17 protein-coding genes and 2 tRNA genes are annotated in these 16,554 nt (G+C 47.6%); 7 read left to right on the top strand and 12 right to left on the bottom strand.

The window, feature by feature from the left end; all coding sequences use genetic code 11:
* Positions 1 to 4 precede the first annotated feature (4 nt).
* The 6 genes from QL234_RS24020 (at position 5) to QL234_RS23995 (ending at position 5,677) form a co-directional block, all read left to right on the top strand.
* Positions 5 to 96 (top strand) — tRNA-Ser (locus QL234_RS24020).
* Positions 97 to 100: 4 nt separating this feature from the next.
* Positions 101 to 177, top strand: a tRNA-Arg gene (locus QL234_RS24015).
* Between the two features lie 779 nt (positions 178 to 956).
* The gene (locus QL234_RS24010; RefSeq protein ID WP_281560295.1) at positions 957 to 2,156 is read left to right on the top strand and encodes a lanthionine synthetase LanC family protein; all 1,200 of its coding nucleotides are present in this window, start codon (positions 957 to 959) and stop codon (positions 2,154 to 2,156) included.
* A gap of 11 nt (positions 2,157 to 2,167) precedes the next feature.
* Complete coding sequence (locus QL234_RS24005) at positions 2,168 to 5,290, top strand: lantibiotic dehydratase (protein WP_281560294.1); 3,123 nt, start codon at positions 2,168 to 2,170, stop codon at positions 5,288 to 5,290.
* 23 nt (positions 5,291 to 5,313) lie between these two features.
* Positions 5,314 to 5,484 carry a hypothetical protein gene (locus QL234_RS24000; RefSeq protein WP_160298205.1) on the top strand — a complete coding sequence of 57 codons (171 nt, stop codon included), beginning with the start codon at positions 5,314 to 5,316 and terminating at the stop codon, positions 5,482 to 5,484.
* A 19-nt stretch (positions 5,485 to 5,503) separates the two neighbouring features.
* Complete coding sequence (locus QL234_RS23995; protein ID WP_281560293.1) at positions 5,504 to 5,677, top strand: hypothetical protein; 174 nt, start codon at positions 5,504 to 5,506, stop codon at positions 5,675 to 5,677.
* A gap of 53 nt (positions 5,678 to 5,730) precedes the next feature.
* Here the strand turns inward: QL234_RS23995 and yjgA are convergent, their stop codons facing one another.
* On the bottom strand, positions 5,731 to 6,264 hold the full coding sequence (gene yjgA / locus QL234_RS23990) for a ribosome biogenesis factor YjgA (RefSeq protein ID WP_348650731.1): 534 nt from the start codon (positions 6,262 to 6,264) through the stop codon (positions 5,731 to 5,733).
* A 68-nt stretch (positions 6,265 to 6,332) separates the two neighbouring features.
* Here yjgA and pmbA point away from each other — a divergent pair, with 68 nt between their 5' ends.
* A complete protein-coding gene (gene pmbA, locus QL234_RS23985; RefSeq protein ID WP_281560292.1) occupies positions 6,333 to 7,709 on the top strand; it encodes a metalloprotease PmbA in 1,377 nt (458 codons plus the stop codon).
* A 131-nt stretch (positions 7,710 to 7,840) separates the two neighbouring features.
* Here the strand turns inward: pmbA and mgtE are convergent, their stop codons facing one another.
* The 11 genes from mgtE to QL234_RS23930 all read right to left on the bottom strand — a co-directional run bounded on the left by mgtE (position 7,841) and on the right by QL234_RS23930 (position 16,534).
* A complete protein-coding gene (gene mgtE, locus QL234_RS23980; protein ID WP_281560291.1) occupies positions 7,841 to 9,199 on the bottom strand; it encodes a magnesium transporter in 1,359 nt (452 codons plus the stop codon).
* A gap of 172 nt (positions 9,200 to 9,371) precedes the next feature.
* On the bottom strand, positions 9,372 to 9,647 hold the full coding sequence (locus tag QL234_RS23975) for an HPr family phosphocarrier protein (protein WP_281560290.1): 276 nt from the start codon (positions 9,645 to 9,647) through the stop codon (positions 9,372 to 9,374).
* A gap of 156 nt (positions 9,648 to 9,803) precedes the next feature.
* Positions 9,804 to 10,658 (bottom strand): RNase adapter RapZ, encoded by an 855-nt coding sequence (gene rapZ / locus QL234_RS23970; RefSeq protein ID WP_044830459.1) that lies wholly within the window; start codon positions 10,656 to 10,658, stop codon positions 9,804 to 9,806.
* Positions 10,659 to 10,765: 107 nt separating this feature from the next.
* The gene (gene ptsN / locus QL234_RS23965; protein ID WP_281560289.1) at positions 10,766 to 11,218 is read right to left on the bottom strand and encodes a PTS IIA-like nitrogen regulatory protein PtsN; all 453 of its coding nucleotides are present in this window, start codon (positions 11,216 to 11,218) and stop codon (positions 10,766 to 10,768) included.
* A 5-nt stretch (positions 11,219 to 11,223) separates the two neighbouring features.
* A complete protein-coding gene (gene hpf, locus QL234_RS23960) occupies positions 11,224 to 11,511 on the bottom strand; it encodes a ribosome hibernation promoting factor (protein ID WP_044830457.1) in 288 nt (95 codons plus the stop codon).
* 27 nt (positions 11,512 to 11,538) lie between these two features.
* Entirely contained in the window at positions 11,539 to 13,059 is a 1,521-nt protein-coding gene (locus QL234_RS23955) for an RNA polymerase factor sigma-54 (RefSeq protein ID WP_281560288.1), read from the bottom strand.
* Between the two features lie 179 nt (positions 13,060 to 13,238).
* Positions 13,239 to 13,970, bottom strand: coding sequence for an LPS export ABC transporter ATP-binding protein (lptB, locus tag QL234_RS23950; RefSeq protein WP_281560287.1), 732 nt, complete (start codon positions 13,968 to 13,970; stop codon positions 13,239 to 13,241).
* A 3-nt stretch (positions 13,971 to 13,973) separates the two neighbouring features.
* A complete protein-coding gene (gene lptA / locus QL234_RS23945; protein ID WP_281560286.1) occupies positions 13,974 to 14,480 on the bottom strand; it encodes a lipopolysaccharide transport periplasmic protein LptA in 507 nt (168 codons plus the stop codon).
* Positions 14,461 to 15,027 (bottom strand): LPS export ABC transporter periplasmic protein LptC, encoded by a 567-nt coding sequence (gene lptC, locus QL234_RS23940; protein ID WP_281560285.1) that lies wholly within the window; start codon positions 15,025 to 15,027, stop codon positions 14,461 to 14,463. The genes lptA and lptC overlap by 20 nt, the downstream gene beginning before the upstream one ends.
* The gene (kdsC, locus tag QL234_RS23935) at positions 15,024 to 15,569 is read right to left on the bottom strand and encodes a 3-deoxy-manno-octulosonate-8-phosphatase KdsC (protein WP_281560284.1); all 546 of its coding nucleotides are present in this window, start codon (positions 15,567 to 15,569) and stop codon (positions 15,024 to 15,026) included. Before kdsC ends, lptC begins: the two co-directional genes overlap by 4 nt.
* A complete protein-coding gene (locus QL234_RS23930) occupies positions 15,569 to 16,534 on the bottom strand; it encodes a KpsF/GutQ family sugar-phosphate isomerase (protein WP_281560283.1) in 966 nt (321 codons plus the stop codon). The genes kdsC and QL234_RS23930 overlap by 1 nt, the downstream gene beginning before the upstream one ends.
* Positions 16,535 to 16,554: the final 20 nt, after the last annotated feature.

Raw genomic sequence — 16,554 nt, 5'->3', positions numbered from 1 at the left:
CACTGGAGAGGTGGCCGAGTGGCCGAAGGCGCTCCCCTGCTAAGGGAGTATAGGCTTTATACCCTATCGAGGGTTCGAATCCCTCCCTCTCCGCCATTGCGGACGCGTAGCTCAGCTGGATAGAGTACCTGGCTACGAACCAGGCGGTCGCAGGTTCGACTCCTGCCGCGTCCGCCACATTTTATGTGGTTATAAGAAAACCCGACCTATGGTCGGGTTTTTTTTCGCCTGAAATTTGTCTTTTTTGCCTCCTCAAAACGCATTGAATACTACCATACCTGTCTGTTGCTGCCTGCATCTGATAGGAGTTTTGTTAACCGCTTTAAAAAATATAAGTAGCCGCCTTTTGACAATTTTTAACTTTTATTAAAATTAATTTTTTTACTTTAAGAAAATTAATTTTATTATCCTATTGTTATGTATGGTTTTTATTGTTTTTGGCTTTGATGCCAAGAAGTTGACATTCAAATTGTTTTTATGTAGTTTTTATATCGAAAAATATAATAACAAAAAATTTACAATATCAGTTTCCCATCACACCCAGGAAAAGGATGGTAGTAGTTTTAATTATTTAGACTATCCGGATAAGTTGCAGTGGACGCAGCATCATTTTTATTCTTCCACGCTTCTTTTAGCACGAACAGTAGCCAGGCAATAGCGCCTTTCCGTTCAGCCTACCGATAAATCTTTTGCTCAGTCAGATAATTATTTTTACGCCGGTTTTAGGAAACTGATCTCAGTAGATTATTAGGCATAATTACAATAATAAATGGCATAACAAAGGTTTCTTTGTGACATAGGGATATATTGTCAAAGTGGGCTGTTGGGTATTAACGGTTCGCCATAAGGAAAGCATTATTGGCTTATATAATAAATACTTGCCCGGGTAAGGTAACAACAAACAACCTGAGTCACTGTATTTGTAGTTGTCATATAACCATTAAACAGGCTTTGATATGAAGTGGCAGAAAATTGTTAAAGATGAGCAGCAAGCAAAATGTAAATTGGCGCTTGAAAGCATTTTGCAGGAATTAACGGCAAAGCCCCTGGCCGAGAAGGATTTATCTTTATTTGGCGGTATTGGCGGAGAAGTGGTTTTCTTATGGCAGCTCGGATGCGCCTACCCTGAAATGCCGGCACAAGATGCGGTTGATGAAAGGCTTGATGCCATTCAAACAAACTTAGCGCAAATAGGCCACCAACCGGCGTTTAGCAGCGGACTTTCCGGTATCGGCTGGTTATTTGAATTTTTGCTGCAACAAGATGACTATAACGGTGAAATCAATGAAGAGCTGGAGCAGTTGCTTAAGCAGCATCTGAGCGAAAACTGGCAGGGAGAGTATGAATTTATCTCCGGTTTGCTGGGTTATATCACTTTTATCCAGCGGCGGGCACGGGGCACCCGGGATATAAGCCTGCTGCGACAAGCACTACAGCTGTTATTACAATATTCTACAGCCACCGCCGACGGTCATGCCTGGGAAACTTCTGTCGATTCTGTTTATAGCTTTAACAAGCAAGCCCCCGAGTTTAATTTAGGTCTCGCCCACGGCGTGCCCGGGGTCATTGCGGTATTAACTTGTGTGTGTCAGCACTACCCGGCTTTAAGGGCTGAGTTTGAACCTGTGCTGGCTTCTTGCTGTCAATGGCTGATGTCCCAGACTCGGGAAGAAAAAGAACCCGGCTCCCGTTATGCTTATTCCGCTTGCACCAACGGCCATACCCGATTGGGTTGGTGTTACGGTGACTTAAGCAATGCCCTGATCCTCGGCAGAGCCGGCAAATTATTAGCCGATGACGTACTCTTTCAATTCTCCCGCCAGTTGATGCTGGCTACCAGCAAACGTTTAGATGATGACTCGGGTGTGTTCGATGCCGGTATTTGCCATGGCAGTGCGGGAATATGTTTGATGTATCAGCAAGCCGGTGAACTGTTTGATGCGCCTGAACTTTTCATTACAGCCCAATATTGGCTGGATCATACTTTAGCGCGCTTTGAGCGCGATGGTCTCAACGGGTTTGATAAATACTCGGTGGCTGATGAATGTTATCTGCCCGAGTCAGGTTTACTTGAAGGATATACAGGCATAGGTTTATGCCTGTTATCAGCGTTAGGGCATTCATCCGACTGGTCGGAATGTCTGCTACTTCAATAAAGGATTTATACATGCAAAACAATTCGGTATACGCAGATAACTTTTTTCTTGCCCGCTCCCCTAAGTTTTCTTTTGAGACACTAACCCGGTGGCAAGGTGAACACAGTGAATTAGTACAAGCGTTAAAATCCTGGCTGGAGCAGCCGGGGGTGAAAGAGGCGCTTTATATTGCCAGTCCGTCATTATGCGAGCGGCTGCTGGAGTGGAAAGTCAAGCCCGGCAGTAAACAAGAGAAAAAGCTGATCCATTCGCTGGCGAAATATTTTATCCGCATGTGCTCGCGTCCGACACCGTTTGGCTTATTTTCCGGGATCTCCAATGGTGAAATAGCCGAAGAAAACCGGTTTGAATTACCTGCCGATTTAGCAAGCCGCCGCATTACCCGGCTGGATATGTTTTATCTGTCGTCAATTAAAGACTTGCTGGCGAAAAAGCTGGCGGACAAGCCCGGCCTTAAGGTGAAACTCAATACCAGCAGTTATCCGGTAGGGGATCAGCTTAGGTATATCGAAGCCTATCAGTCAAAAGATGCCCGTCATTACCGGCTGAGCTCGGTGGAAATCGATGACTGTATTACCTGGCTCCAGCAAAACTGTCAGCAGGTACAGCTATTAGGCCAGTTAAAAACAGACTTTAAAGCCTGCTTCCCGGAAGCCGACAGTGAAGATATCGATGAATACTTTGCTTCCCTGGTAGAAGAAGGGGTCTTGGTGCCGGAGCTGCTGTTATCGCTGACCGATCCCGAGCCGGCGGCCTTACTGGCGAAACAGCTGGTAGCGCTGGGAGAAGGTGAGCTGGCGGATGCGATAATGACGGCAGTACACAGGATAAATGAGATAGATAAGGCCAGCGGCGCCGAGATCGGTGACTATAAAGCTATTTATCAGCAACTCAAAGCACTGCCGTTTGAAGTGGAAGAAAGTAAGTTATTCCAGGTGGACTGGTTTAAAGGTGGTGAAAACCTGACCCTGTCTGAGTCGAGCACCCGGCAGTTGCTCGATAGCCTGACCTTGCTCCATAAGGCCAGTTACCGCAAAAACAATGCCCTGGAAACCTTTACCACGGAATTTAATAAACGCTTTGAAGGTCAGTTTGTTCCCTTAAGTTACCTGCTCGATGATGAATCGGGGATCTCCTATACCGATGATACCGGCTATGAAACGCCGTTGCTGGCAGGCTTGCAATTAATCGTCAATGGCGGCGAAGCTAAACTACCGGCAGCTAATGCCCTGGAGTCTTTATTGCTGGATAAAATTGCCCTGAGTGAGGGCAGTACTACCGAAGAGCTGAGACTCAGTAAAAAAGAACTGAAAAAATTGACCGCCGATATTAAAACCGTGCCGCAATTACCGGGCTCTTTTTCCGTGATGTGTTCTATGCATAACGATGAGCATGACCGGGAACAAATACATTTTCAGGGGATCTCAGGCCCGTCTGCCGGCAATCTGATGGGGCGCTTTTGTCATTTGGATGACAAACTGTATCAGAACGTGAAACAGCACTTAGAAAAAGAAGAAGCCCTACAGCCGGATGCGGTTTTTGCCGAAATTGTCCATTTACCCGAAGGCCGCCCCGGCAATGTTATTGCCCGGCCAAGGCTCAGGGAGCATGAGATTGTCTTCCTGGCGGATACCAGTTTAAGTTCGGATAAGCAGATCCCGGTCAGTGATCTTTATGTTTGTGTTGAAGGCAGTCTGGTGAAATTATGGTCCAAACGTTTAAACAAGCAAATCATTCCGCGCTTGTCTTCTGCCCATAATTATTCCAGCCGTAGCCTGGGGATCTACAAGTTCCTGTGCATGTTACAGCACCAGGAAGTCTCGGCGCCGAATTTTTCCTGGCCGGCAAGCCTGAATAATGTTGCCTACACGCCCAGGGTCAAACTCGATAATATCATTTTAGCGCCCCGCACCTGGCGCCTGGATAAAGCCGAGCTAGAGAAAATTAAGCCGGATAATGATTTTGCCGACAAGGTTCAGGCTTTGCTGAAGAAGTTTAATTTACCCCGGGTGGTGACCTATTCGGTTGCCGATAATGTCTTGACCCTGGATTTATTAAATCCCATCTGCTTTGAGATCTTACTCAGCGAAATTAAATATGCGCAGAAAGTGACGTTAAAAGAGTCCATCGTGCACGTTTTTCCGAGTCAGTTGCAGCAGCAGGGTCAGCATTTTGCCCATGAATTGCTGATCCCTTTTATCAATAAAAATACCCGGATCTCGCCCGTTTATGCCGATCATCCGGATCGCCAGCTGGACAGAAACGCCCGAAAGCGTAATTTTATGCCGGGATCGGAATGGCTGAGTATCAAAATATACGGCGGTAATAGCCAGGTCGAAAAGGCCCTGATTGAAAAGCTGGCGCCGGCCATGGCAGAGCTCAAGGCAAGCGGGGCATATGAGAAAAGCTTTTTTATCCGCTACGGCGATCCCGACTGGCATTTAAGGCTGCGCTTTTATGGCGCACCGGACAAGCTGATGCAGCTGGTATTACCCGCCTGTTACGCAGAACTTGATCCCCTGATCCAAAACGGTCAGTTAAAACGGATAGAGCTCTTTACCTATGACCGGGAAGTGGAACGTTATGGCGGGGCAACCTCAATGCCTTATGTTGAGAATATCTTTGCCGCCGACAGCATTACCGCGATAGAAACCGCCGACCTGACTGCGGAATATGATGAAACCGCGCGGGGTTACGCTGCAATTTTAGGCTGCGACCGCCTGCTTGATGATTTTGGCTTATCCATGCAGGAAAAGTATGAATTAATGGATGGCCTGCGCATAGGTTACGGTAAAGAATTTAATGAGAATGCCCGGTTAAGGAAACAGCTGGGAGAAAAATTCCGTGAACATGAACAAGTATTAAAAACAGCGCTGGTATCAGAAAACGATGATGCCCTGTTTAGTGAGATCAACAGCATACTCGAGCGAAGGAGTGAGCTGATAGCGCCGGATGTGGAAAGGATCCTGGCGCTGGACAAGGATGGAGTATTAGGCTGTGAAATTAAAACACTGCTTAATTCCATATTACATATGCATACGAACAGGATGTTTAAGGCTTACGGGCGACAACAGGAGTTGGTGGCATATGACTTTTTAAGGCGGTATTACCATTCAAGCCTTAAACACAGTTAGAAAACAACAATAAGGAAGAAAAAATGAAACTAACTTTGAAAAAAAAAGCAGTTAAGCAATTAAGCAATGACGTCAATCTGTTGCCTAAAAAAGAAACGGCCGCGATTGCCGGCGGTTTGGCTTCAGCGAACAAAACCATAGTGTCGGTTGTGCACAGTTGTGTTTGTAAGCCGAGTGAAGTTGACTGCTTTTAATTGATAATAAGGAATAAAAATGAAACTTACTTTAAAAAAGAAAAATTTAGCTAACCTTTCTAAAGACTTAAATGAATTGCCCAACGAGCAAACTAAAGACATTAATGGTGGGGCTGCGACCTTGAAGGATTGTGAGCATATTACCACCCATACCTATACCGTTGCCTGGGGAGATTGTGGGGTAGAGATGTAATCTTTACCTGAATGAGAAAAGCAGAAGCCTTTACCCGGCTTCTGCTTTTTTAATTAACCTTGGGCGTTTTCTTTTAAATAGCCGAACAGGTTTTTATAATGCTTGCCGGTTTTCTCGGCGGCTTTTTCTTTAGCGGCATGGCGTACCAGTTGACGCAACTTTTGTCGTTCCAACCCAGGATATTCTGCCAGCAGGGCTTCAATGGCATCTGCCCCTTGTTCAATTAATTCATCCCTGAGCTGTTCCAGGCGGACAAATTTGGCGGTTTCCTGCTGATGTTTGTTGGCCATCACGTCCATGGCCTGGTGGATGGGGGCCAGATCGGTTTCCGATAAGACTTTGGCAATATAACGGATGTGACGGCTTAAAGCTTCATGTTTATTCTGAATTTTATCCGCGAGCACCATGGCTTCCTGTAAAGTTTCCGTGAGCGGCAAGCGGCTGCGCTGATGTTTAGACATCTTTACCAGTTGCAGGGCAAATTCCTGCAACTGGTGCATTTCTCTTTTTATTTCAGATTTACTTTTCAGATCTTCATCTAATTCGTCGATATCGTGTGAAGAGTGGTGCATAATGTTTGTTATCAAAAGAAATAATGCCTCTAGTATACAACAAAGCGGTTAAGGCAAAAAACCTTAATCTTGGAATGCACTGTATGTTAGCGTGGCAGCAGGATAAAAATAACATCATGAGCGAATCAAACAGTCTTCTTGAACAAGTAGATCAGGTAAAAACACGTGTAGCTAAAGTGCTCGAACTCGCCAAGTCTTTAGGGGCTGACGGTGCCGAGGTTGCCATGAGCCGTCAGCAGGGATTAAGTGTCAGTACCCGCCTTGGCGATGTTGAAAATGTCGAGTTCACCAATGACGGTGCCCTGGGGATCACGGTTTATCAGGACGGCCGTAAAGGTAGTGCTTCAACCGCGGATTTATCCGAAGCTGCCCTGGCGAAATCGGTTCAGGCGGCGGTGGATATCGCCAAATATACTTCGGTAGATGATTGTGCCGGTTTGGCGGATAAAGAACTGCTGGCGATGGACCCGCCTGATCTGGATTTATATCATCCCCATGAAATGTCCACAGATCGGGCTATTGCCATCGCCAAAGAATGTGAAGATGCCGGCCTGAGCTTTGATAAGCGCATTACCAATTCTGACGGCGCGACTCTGGCAAGTTTTGAAGGCTTTAAGGTTTATGGTAACAGTCACGGTCAGCTGGTGGGTTACCCCAGCAGCCGCCACAGCCTCAGTTGCGTGATGATCGCCACTGACGGCGATGATATGCAGCGGGATTATGCCTATACCGTCAACCGTGACTTTGCCGACTTGGTGGACGGTAAAAGCATAGGCGAGCAGGCCTCAAAAGAGGTATTGTCGCGGCTGAACAGCCATAAGCTGTCAACGGCTAAAGTGCCGGTCATGTTCCGGGCGGATATTGCCAATACCGTTTTTGGCCATTTTATTGCCGCTAACAGCGGCGGTAATTTGTACCGTAAGTCTTCATTTTTGGTTGACGCCTTAGGACAGCAAATATTTCCCGAATTTTTATCTATCCATGAACGTCCGCACCTGGCCAAGGCCCTGGCGAGCAGTCCTTTCGACAGCGAAGGGGTGAAAACCACAGACAGGGATATTATTGTCAATGGCCAGCTGCAAAGCTACCTGTTAACCAGTTATTCCGCCCGGAAATTAGGTTTAACCACCACAGGCCATGCCGGCGGTATCCATAACTGGCTGGTAACGGCTAACGGCGGTGATTTCGATGCCATGCTTAAACAGTTGGGCACGGGTTTGCTGGTGACCGAATTGATGGGGCAGGGGGTGAATGTGGTCAACGGTGATTATTCCCGCGGCGCTGCCGGCTTCTGGGTAGAAAACGGCAAAATAGCCTATCCGGTGTCGGAAATCACCATAGCCGGCAATTTAAAAGACATGTTTAAAGGCCTGGTGGCGGTCGGCAGCGATACCGATATGAAAGGCAGCATACGCACGGGTTCATTGTTGATTGATGAAATGCAGGTTGCCGGTAATTAACCGTAAAGTTGCTCTTTGAACGCGCTTATATCGCAAAAGCCCTGAAGCATATGCTTCAGGGTTTTTTATTTACAGGATGTAATGTATGTCGTGATCGCATGGATGCGAGAGAGCGGTTCTGATTTTAAGCTTTATTGCAACAATAAGGTTGCGGTACCCAGGAAGGCAAAAATACCGACCACATCTGTGATTGTGGTCAAAATAACGCTGCCTGCCAACGCCGGATCTATGGAAAGTTTTTTCAACAGCAGGGGGATCACCACCCCGGCGATGCCAGCCACGGTTAAATTCATCAACATGGCGAAGGCTATTACGCCGCCGAGCATCAAATCCTGTTTCCACAGGGCAACAAAACTGGCAATAAGAAAGGCCCAAATGACTCCGTTTAAAAAGCCGACCGCCAGCTCCTTGTACAATAACGAGCGGGCGTTACTGTCGCCGACATGCCCCAGGGCAATACCGCGGATCACCAGGGTCAGGGTTTGGTTGCCCGCAACCCCGCCCATACTGGGTACCAGAGAATTGAGTATTGCCAGGATAGGTAAAATGCTGAGCAGTTCTTCAAACTGGCTGCTGACGGCGACGGCAAAAAGGGCGGTGATCAAGTTTACCCCGAGCCAGATTGAACGCTGGCTGGTACTTTTGATGACCGGGGCAAAGGTATCGGCCTCATCATCCAAACCCGCCATACTCATCATAGAATGTTCGGCATCTTCACGAATAATATCAATCACATCATCTATGGTGATCCGGCCGAGCAGGCGGCGATTTTCATCTACCACAGGGGCCGATAACCAGTCGTGGCGCTCGAACAGCTGGGCGACATCGGTTTCCGGCATATCGGCGGGCACGGCCTCTATTTCGGCGTCGATCAGGTTGGAAACCACGGTTTCGGTTTTGGCGGTGACCAGGGCCGACAGGGAAACGGCGCCGATAAACCTGTCATGGCGATCAACGACATAAAAGGAGTCGGTGGCTTCCGGCAAGGTGCCTTTGAGGCGCAGGTAACGCAAGATAACATCAACGGTGACATCGGGGCGTAAGGTGATGGTATCGGTATTCATAATACCGCCGGCGGTATCTTCGTCAAAAGATAACGCGGTTTCTACCCTGGCCCTGTCCTGGGAGTCCATCGAATTGAGCACTTCCCGGTAAACGCTGTCGGGCAGGGTACGTAATACTTCTGCCAGATCATCGACATCCATGCCTTCGGCAACGGCGGCGACTTTTTCCGGGCGCATGCTTTTGAGTATGCCCTTACGTACTTCCTCACTCAGCTCTTCAAGCACTTCCCCCTGGTTGTCGGGTTCGATCAGCTGCCATAATACCGGGCGGCTTTTGGCGGTGGAAGACTCTAAAATCAGCGCTAAATCATAGGGAGGCAGGTTGTGCAGTAATTTACGCACATAGACGAACATACCACTGCCAAGGGCCTCATTGACTTCTTGTAGCCGTTGCTGGTTAAATTCTTGCTCTGAAATTTCCGGCATATATCAACCCTGTGCCGTTTATGGAACGAATCTGAAAAATTATTAGATGAAAAATAGCATATAAATGAAGGGCTCTGGAAAAGCTTCAGTTTTGCTATTGCTGTGAAGTTTACCGTAATCGCGTTTTTTTTTCAGCTTTTTTATCGGTTTATCTTAAGTTGTCCGAGCAGAGTTACTCAGATTCGTCGAATTTATCCGTGATCAGCTGGCAAATACTCTGTAAAGCCTCTTTGGCCTGGCTGCCCCGGGTTTTTACCGTGATTTCTTTTCCCTGGCCGCCGGCAAGTAGCATCAGCGCCATAATGCTGCTGGCATCTGCCTGATTGTCTTCAAGCTCTAACATGACTTCGGCGTCAAACTCACTGCACAACTGTGCCAGTTTGCTGGCAGCCCTGGCATGTAAGCCGAGTTTATTGGTGATGGTGACTTTCTTCTCTAATACCGCCATTGTAGTCTCCTGGTTAGCGCTTACGCGGCTATTTCTTTGTTGGAGACGGGTGACAATAGCTCACCCGTTTTACATTGAATAATTAAGCGTTAGCTTGCTGTAGTACCGATATCCCCGTTGTCGAGGAAGGATTGCGCATCAAGCTGTTTTTGAGTGTTAGCTTGCTGTAATGCCAATATCCCTGTGGTGGGATTGCACATCATCCCGCTCTTTGCGAAAGTTATTCGCCAACAGCTCGGCAATATAGACAGATCTGTGCTTGCCGCCGGTACAGCCGATGGCAATGGTGACATAACTGCGGTTATTGCGTTCCAGATGAGGTAACCAGGTCAGCATAAAACTGTTGATTTGCCAGATAAATTTTGTCACCAGCGGCTGACTGCTGAGAAAGTCTTTTACCGGTTGCTCCAATCCGGTAAAACCTTTGAGATCTTTCTCCCAAAACGGGTTGGGTAAAAACCTGGCATCAAAAACATAATCGGCATCGGGGGGGATACCGTGCTTGAAACCAAAAGATTCAAACACCAGTACCATAGAGCCGGATTTCTTCCCTAAAATACGCTCCCTGACCAAGTCTGACAGCTGATGGGGAGAAAGCTGGCTGGTGTCGATAAATAAATCGGCCCGGCTCGATACCGGCTCCAGTAATTTTTTCTCCAGCGACAGCGCCTGATCCAGCGGGATATTGCGGCGGATCAGCGGGTGCAAACGCCGGGTTTCGCTAAAACGTTTGATCAAATCGGCGTCATTGGCATCCAGGTAAAGGAAATTCAGCTCCACCGATTTTGGCAGGTAATCGATCATTTCCGCGATATCGCCGGGTTCGTCCGGCAGGTTGCGGACATCCAGGCTGACGGCGACATTCTCGTAGTCGTTGATCACGGTATGGGTTAAGGCCGGCAACAGGTTAACCGGGATATTATCAACACAATAATAGCCCAAATCTTCCAGTACCCGCAGGGCGACGGTTTTTCCCGAACCGCTACGGCCACTGACGATAATCAGTTTCATCTTGGTATATTCTTATTTAGTGATTGGTGGCATGGCTGTTGAACAAACGCAAGCTTGTTGCCTGAGGCTAAGCAGGGGCGGGTACTGCTGATCATGACGTTCATGGATTAGTCCATTTGGCTGACAAGTTCAAAAAGCTCCTGATCACTCAGGCATTTCCTTACTTGTTTGGTAGTTTGCTTATTACTGAACAGTTTAGCAATACTTTGCAAGGTACTTAAATGATCTTTACAGCAATCTTCCGGGACAAATAAGGCAACAAAAATATCAACCGGCCGGTTGTCTATGGCATCAAAAGGGATGGGTTCTTGCGTGGTCAACAGCACAGCAACCGGGTGTTTGGCATTGACCAGACGGCCATGGGGGATGGCGATACCGTTGCCTATGCCGGTACTGCCCATCTTTTCCCGGTTCATCAGGCTTTCCAGTAATTCAAATTGACTGAAATCCGTCATCTTAACGGCCGCAACCGCAGAAATTTTTTCTAAAATGCGCTTTTTACTGCCAGCGGGGACTGCACACACCGTGCAGTCCAGGGTGAGGATATTTTGCAACTTCATAATGCTTAGTGATGGGTCATTTTACCTTTGTGTTTTAAGACTTGGCGATCGAGTTTATCAACCAGGTTATCGATAGCGGCATACATATCATCGTGCTGGGAAGAGGCATGGACTTCACCGCCGTTGAGATGTATGGTGGCCTCCGCTGTTTGATTTAATTTTTCAACGGTTAATACGACATAGACGTTGTTGATGTTGTCAAAATGTCGTTCCAGCTTTGCAAACTTAGTATTAACGTAATCACGTAATGAGGTGGTAACTTCTACATGGTGGCCTGAAAGATTAATTTGCATAAGCTTTATCCTTATAGATGAGGTTAATTAAAGTAAACTTTTACGTTGATTCGACGGCGGAATAGACAAAGACTCACGGTATTTGGCTATGGTGCGTCGGGCGACGTTAATGCCTTGTTCAGCCAGTAATTCGGCTATTTTGCTGTCACTCAAAGGTTTCGAGGGAACTTCAGCTGAGACGATTTTTTTAATCAGTGCCCTGATGGCGGTTGATGAACATTCACCTCCGTTTTCTGTGCTGACATGGCTGGAAAAGAAAAATTTCAGTTCAAAAATTCCTCTTGGGGTATGCATGTATTTTTGCGTGGTGACCCGGGAAATGGTCGACTCATGCATTTCCACGGCTTCGGCAATATCATTTAACACCATGGGACGCATGGCTTCCGGTCCGTATTCAAAAAAGCCCTGCTGCCTTTGTACGATACAGTTGGATACCTTAAGCAAGGTATCGTTGCGGCTTTCCAGGCTTTTGATAAACCACTTGGCTTCCTGCAGGTTCGAGCGGATAAACTGGTTATCATTGGATGACTTCATGGTACGGGACAAAGCTGCATATTGCTGGTTAATGGACAGCTTAGGTGCGGTATCCGGATTGAGCTCCACGACCCAGCGGCCATTTTTCTTCTCTACCGAGACATCCGGGATCACGTATTGGTCATCTCCCTGGATGATAGCATCGCCGGGGCGCGGGTTCAGTGACTGAATTAAGCGGATCACTTCCCTTAACTGATCTTCTTTTAACCGGGTTTTACGCATGATTTGGCGATAATCCCGGTTACCCAGTAAATCGATATAATCGCGCACCACCAGTTTGCTTTCTTCCAGCCAGGGAGTGGTTTTATCGAACTGATTTAATTGAATAAGCAGGCATTCCGAAATCGAGCGGGCGCCGACCCCGATAGGGTCGAACATATTAATACGTTTTAATACCGCTTCCACTTCGTCTAATTCAACATCTTCACCGCCGACGCTTTCCAGGACATCTTCGCTGCTGACGGTAAGGTAGCCGCTGTCGTCGATGGCATCTATGATGGCAGTGGCAATGGCTTCATCCGTGGGGGAAAACGGCGTTAAATCCATCTGCCAGCGTAAATGATCCTGTATCGAGTCCGTGGTTTCCCCCTGGTAGGTAAAGTCTTCCGACGGCGCACTGCTGGCGGGACCGGAAATGCCGGCGCTGAAGCTTTCTTCCCAGGTGGTATCCATGTTCAGTTCATCGGGAATATCGGATTTTTCCAGCGCTTCTGTGGTACTGATTTCATCTAGGGTCGGGGCCGCTTCTTCACTGCCGTCGCTGGGCGTCTGCTCTGTGCTCGCGCTTGTTTCGCTCTGGGTCGTAGCTGAATAGGCTTCTTCGAGATCATTGGATGAGGTCTCTTTTTCTGCTACCGGGGTTTCTTCCACTTCAAGCAGGGGATTGCTTTCAAGGGCTTCCTGAATTTCCTGTTGAAGATCTAGGGTTGACAGTTGCAATAGCTTTATCGCCTGCTGCAACTGAGGCGTCATGGTTAATTGTTGTCCGATTCGGAGCTGAAGTGTAGGGCGCATCTACGTCTTTTATCTTCCTGTTGTTTTAATCAAACGTTTGTTTTATTGGTCTTTAAGGAAAAAAGTCTCTGATAAAGAGGCAGTAACCCGGTAATATTCAACCAAAAATTCACGTCTAATCAAATAGTCTGTTAACTCATTAGCGGCATTGCCAATGTAGCGGCATAACTTATACCTAACTATAGCGTGAATTGCTCTCCTAGGTATACATCTCTTACCTGCTGATTTGCAAGTATTTGATCTGCATTCCCTTGTGCGATCAATTCTCCGTGGCTGACGATATAAGCATGTTCACATACATCCAGGGTTTCCCTGACATTGTGATCGGTAATTAATATGCCAATGCCGCGCTGTTTTAAATGTATTATTATCTTCTTTATATCACCTACAGAAATAGGGTCAACTCCGGCGAAGGGTTCATCAAGCAAAATAAATTTCGGATCCGCCGCCAGGGCCCTGGCTATTTCCACCCGGCGACGCTCGCCGCCGGACAGGCTCATACCGGTATTATCCTTGATATGGCCGATATTAAATTCTTCCAGCAGGTGCTCCAGTTTCTGCTCCCGCTCGACGGCGCTGAGATGTTTCTGGGTCTGCAGTATCGCCATGATATTGTCATAAACGGTTAACTTTCTGAAAATAGAAGCTTCCTGAGGCAAGTAACCTATGCCTTTGCGTGCCCGCTCATGCATAGGTGCTAAGGTCAGATCTTCGTCATTAAGGGTAATATTACCGCTGTCGTTAGTCACTAAGCCGACGATCATATAAAAAGACGTGGTTTTGCCTGCGCCGTTGGGGCCCAGTAAGCCGACGATTTGTCCGGAAGAGACCTCCAGGCTGACATTCTTCACCACTTTACGGCCTTTATAGGCCTTTGCCAGTCCTTGTGCGACTAAGGTTGCTTTGCTCATAGCTTAATTTTTATCTTTATCTTTGCTTTCGGGTTCTAATATCGTGGTCACACGTTCATTTTTATCACTTTCGGCGCTGAGCTGTTCGGTCAGGGTATTGTAGGTGATCCTGGAGCCGCTGACCTGGCTGTCTTGCTGGCGCAACAGGGCGTGACCGGAGATAGTGATCATATTCTTACCCGGCTCATATTTGATTTCGTCTGCCTGTAAATTGATCATGTTGCCGTCATCGAGCAACTGCTCGAAGGTGGCCGGGTTGCCTTTGGCCAGGTAGGTCTTTACGTCGCTGTCTTTTTCGCCGAATACCTGGACGATATCGGCATTGATCACCAAAGAGCCCTGGGTTATTTTGACATTATCCAGGTAGCTGGCGATCTTGTTTTTTAAGTCGGCGGCCTGGCGATCTGAGTCTATTTTTATTCTCTGCTCAAAATCCGCCTTGGCGGCGTTAACGCCCGGTACAGCGATTACCGAGCTCAGTAGCAGCAAACTAGCGGCTAGATTTTTCATAAATGGTCTGGACATGTTCAGTAAGTGTCATCTGTTTAGTGTTTAGGTCAATTATCAGCCCGGAGCCGTGCATAGTGAAATCTTTTCCTTTGATCACTACCGTTTGATCTGAGCTGATGATGTTGGTATTCAAATCTAATTCTAAGTATTTACAATGAATCTCTTTTACCAGACTTTCTGGTGCTGTTGCTAACAAGCGTACCCGATTTTCCAGAATAACCCTATTGTTATTATATAAAGTTGCTTCATTTGCACTGACTTTCCAGGGAGAAGATTCATTTTTCGGGTATAAGGTATAATCGGGGAATTCAAAATGGGTGAACTCCAGACTGGCATAATGCTCCATGCGTTGGGCATCGATTTTATGGGAGAGTTTACCGGAAATATCGTAAATATCGCTTTTCAGCGCTTCGGCGATAAAGTCCGGGATCAACTCGCTGTCGATGGCATCGGTTTGCTCCACCAGGGACGAGCGCCATTCGGCCACGCCATAGACTAAGACGCTTGATAAAAAAAAGATCAGCGCTAAAACCGATAATCGGCTCATACACTGGCACCTTTTGCCCCGGCCAGGCTGCCCTTGCTCAGCATGATGAGATCGCAGACTTCACGTACCGCGCCAAAGCCGCCGCGGGTAAAGGTGGTATAATCAGCGCCGTTCAGTACACTCGGATGGGCATCCTGTACTGCAATCCCCAGGCCGACATGTTCGATACAGGCCAGATCCGGAATGTCGTCGCCGATATAGGCGATTTCATCCAGGCCCAGTTCCTGTTGCTGTGCCAGGGCGGTTAATGCGGGAAATTTATCTTCTTCTCCCTGGATAATATGCCTGACATTTAACGCCTGCATGCGTTGGGTCACGATATTGGAACGCCTGCCGGTGATAATGGCAATGTCAACACCGCTTGCGCCTAATGCTTTGATGCCAAAACCGTCTTTAGTATGAAAAGCTTTCAGCTCTTCGCCGTCGTTGCCCAGATAGATACGGCCGTCGGAAAAGACCCCGTCGACATCACACACCAGTAATTTTATTTGCGCGGCTTTGTCCAGGATTTGTTTTTTTACCTGGCCGTATAAGGTATTCATTACAACACTCCCGATTTCAGTAAGTCATGCATATTCATGGCGCCGACAGGTTTATTGTTTTCATCGACGATGATCAGGCCGTTGATTTTTTTATCTTCCATTATCTTCAAGGCTTCTGCCGCCAGCATATCGCTTTGGGCGGTGGTCGGAGATATGGTCATCACAGAGGCGATATTATCTTGATGAATATCTATTTTATCATCAAGTATGCGCCGAAGATCGCCATCGGTAAATAACCCGGCCAACTGACCTTGTTTGTTGGTGACGGCGGTCATGCCTAAGCCTTTAAGGGACATTTCTACCAGGGCATCTTTAATAAAAGCTTTATCCGTGACCACGGGCAGGCGTTCATCCTGATGCATGATATCTCCCAGGCGCAGCAACAGACGTTTGCCTAAACTGCCGCCTGGGTGGGACAGGGCAAAGTCATCTGCGGTAAAACCGCGGGCGTTTAACAGCGCCACCGCCAGGGCATCACCCATTACCAGGGTTGCCGTGGTGCTGGAGGTCGGCGCCAGTCCCAGCGGACAGGCTTCCTGGGAAACCTTGATACAAACATGGGTGTCGGAAAGTTTTGCCAGGGTAGATAAGGGCTCGCCCGTCATGGCAATGAGTTTGCTGCCGATGCGTTTGATCACCGGGATAATGGCCAGGACTTCACTGGTTTCTCCGGAATTGGAAATACAAAGCACGACATCATCACTGGTGATCATGCCCAGGTCGCCGTGGCTGGCTTCTCCCGGGTGAACAAAAAAGGACGGGGTGCCGGTACTGGCCAAAGTTGCGGCTATTTTACCGCCGATATGGCCGGACTTGCCCATACCGATAACTATGACCCGGCCTTTGCAGTGATACATCAGCTGGCATGCCGTTTCAAAGCTGTCATCGATATATTGATCCAGTTCAGCCACGGCTTGCTGCTCTATTTTCAGGACATTTTTTGCTAATTGCTTAAAGTTTTTCATGGCACTTTTCTGGAGCCTGT

The organism is Thalassomonas sp. RHCl1 (genome assembly GCF_947387555.1).
Lineage (GTDB): Bacteria > Pseudomonadota > Gammaproteobacteria > Enterobacterales > Alteromonadaceae > Thalassomonas.
This window is presented reverse-complemented; position numbering and strand designations above follow the sequence as displayed.

What these genes read in the sequence shown, in the direction of transcription:
- QL234_RS23975 (WP_281560290.1), bottom strand. Translation starts at nt 9,647, where the DNA reads ATGGCGGTATTAGAGAAGAAAGTCACCATCACCAATAAACTCGGCTTA.
- hpf (WP_044830457.1), bottom strand. Translation starts at nt 11,511, where the DNA reads ATGCAAATTAATCTTTCAGGCCACCATGTAGAAGTTACCACCTCATTA.
- ptsN (WP_281560289.1), bottom strand. Translation starts at nt 11,218, where the DNA reads ATGAAGTTGCAAAATATCCTCACCCTGGACTGCACGGTGTGTGCAGTC.
- QL234_RS24010 (WP_281560295.1), top strand. Translation starts at nt 957, where the DNA reads ATGAAGTGGCAGAAAATTGTTAAAGATGAGCAGCAAGCAAAATGTAAA.
- lptB (WP_281560287.1), bottom strand. Translation starts at nt 13,970, where the DNA reads ATGAGCAAAGCAACCTTAGTCGCACAAGGACTGGCAAAGGCCTATAAA.
- lptC (WP_281560285.1), bottom strand. Translation starts at nt 15,027, where the DNA reads ATGAGCCGATTATCGGTTTTAGCGCTGATCTTTTTTTTATCAAGCGTC.
- pmbA (WP_281560292.1), top strand. Translation starts at nt 6,333, where the DNA reads ATGTTAGCGTGGCAGCAGGATAAAAATAACATCATGAGCGAATCAAAC.
- mgtE (WP_281560291.1), bottom strand. Translation starts at nt 9,199, where the DNA reads ATGCCGGAAATTTCAGAGCAAGAATTTAACCAGCAACGGCTACAAGAA.
- QL234_RS24000 (WP_160298205.1), top strand. Translation starts at nt 5,314, where the DNA reads ATGAAACTAACTTTGAAAAAAAAAGCAGTTAAGCAATTAAGCAATGAC.
- QL234_RS24005 (WP_281560294.1), top strand. Translation starts at nt 2,168, where the DNA reads ATGCAAAACAATTCGGTATACGCAGATAACTTTTTTCTTGCCCGCTCC.
- kdsC (WP_281560284.1), bottom strand. Translation starts at nt 15,569, where the DNA reads ATGAATACCTTATACGGCCAGGTAAAAAAACAAATCCTGGACAAAGCC.
- rapZ (WP_044830459.1), bottom strand. Translation starts at nt 10,658, where the DNA reads ATGAAACTGATTATCGTCAGTGGCCGTAGCGGTTCGGGAAAAACCGTC.
- QL234_RS23955 (WP_281560288.1), bottom strand. Translation starts at nt 13,059, where the DNA reads ATGCGCCCTACACTTCAGCTCCGAATCGGACAACAATTAACCATGACG.
- lptA (WP_281560286.1), bottom strand. Translation starts at nt 14,480, where the DNA reads ATGAAAAATCTAGCCGCTAGTTTGCTGCTACTGAGCTCGGTAATCGCT.
- QL234_RS23995 (WP_281560293.1), top strand. Translation starts at nt 5,504, where the DNA reads ATGAAACTTACTTTAAAAAAGAAAAATTTAGCTAACCTTTCTAAAGAC.
- QL234_RS23930 (WP_281560283.1), bottom strand. Translation starts at nt 16,534, where the DNA reads ATGAAAAACTTTAAGCAATTAGCAAAAAATGTCCTGAAAATAGAGCAG.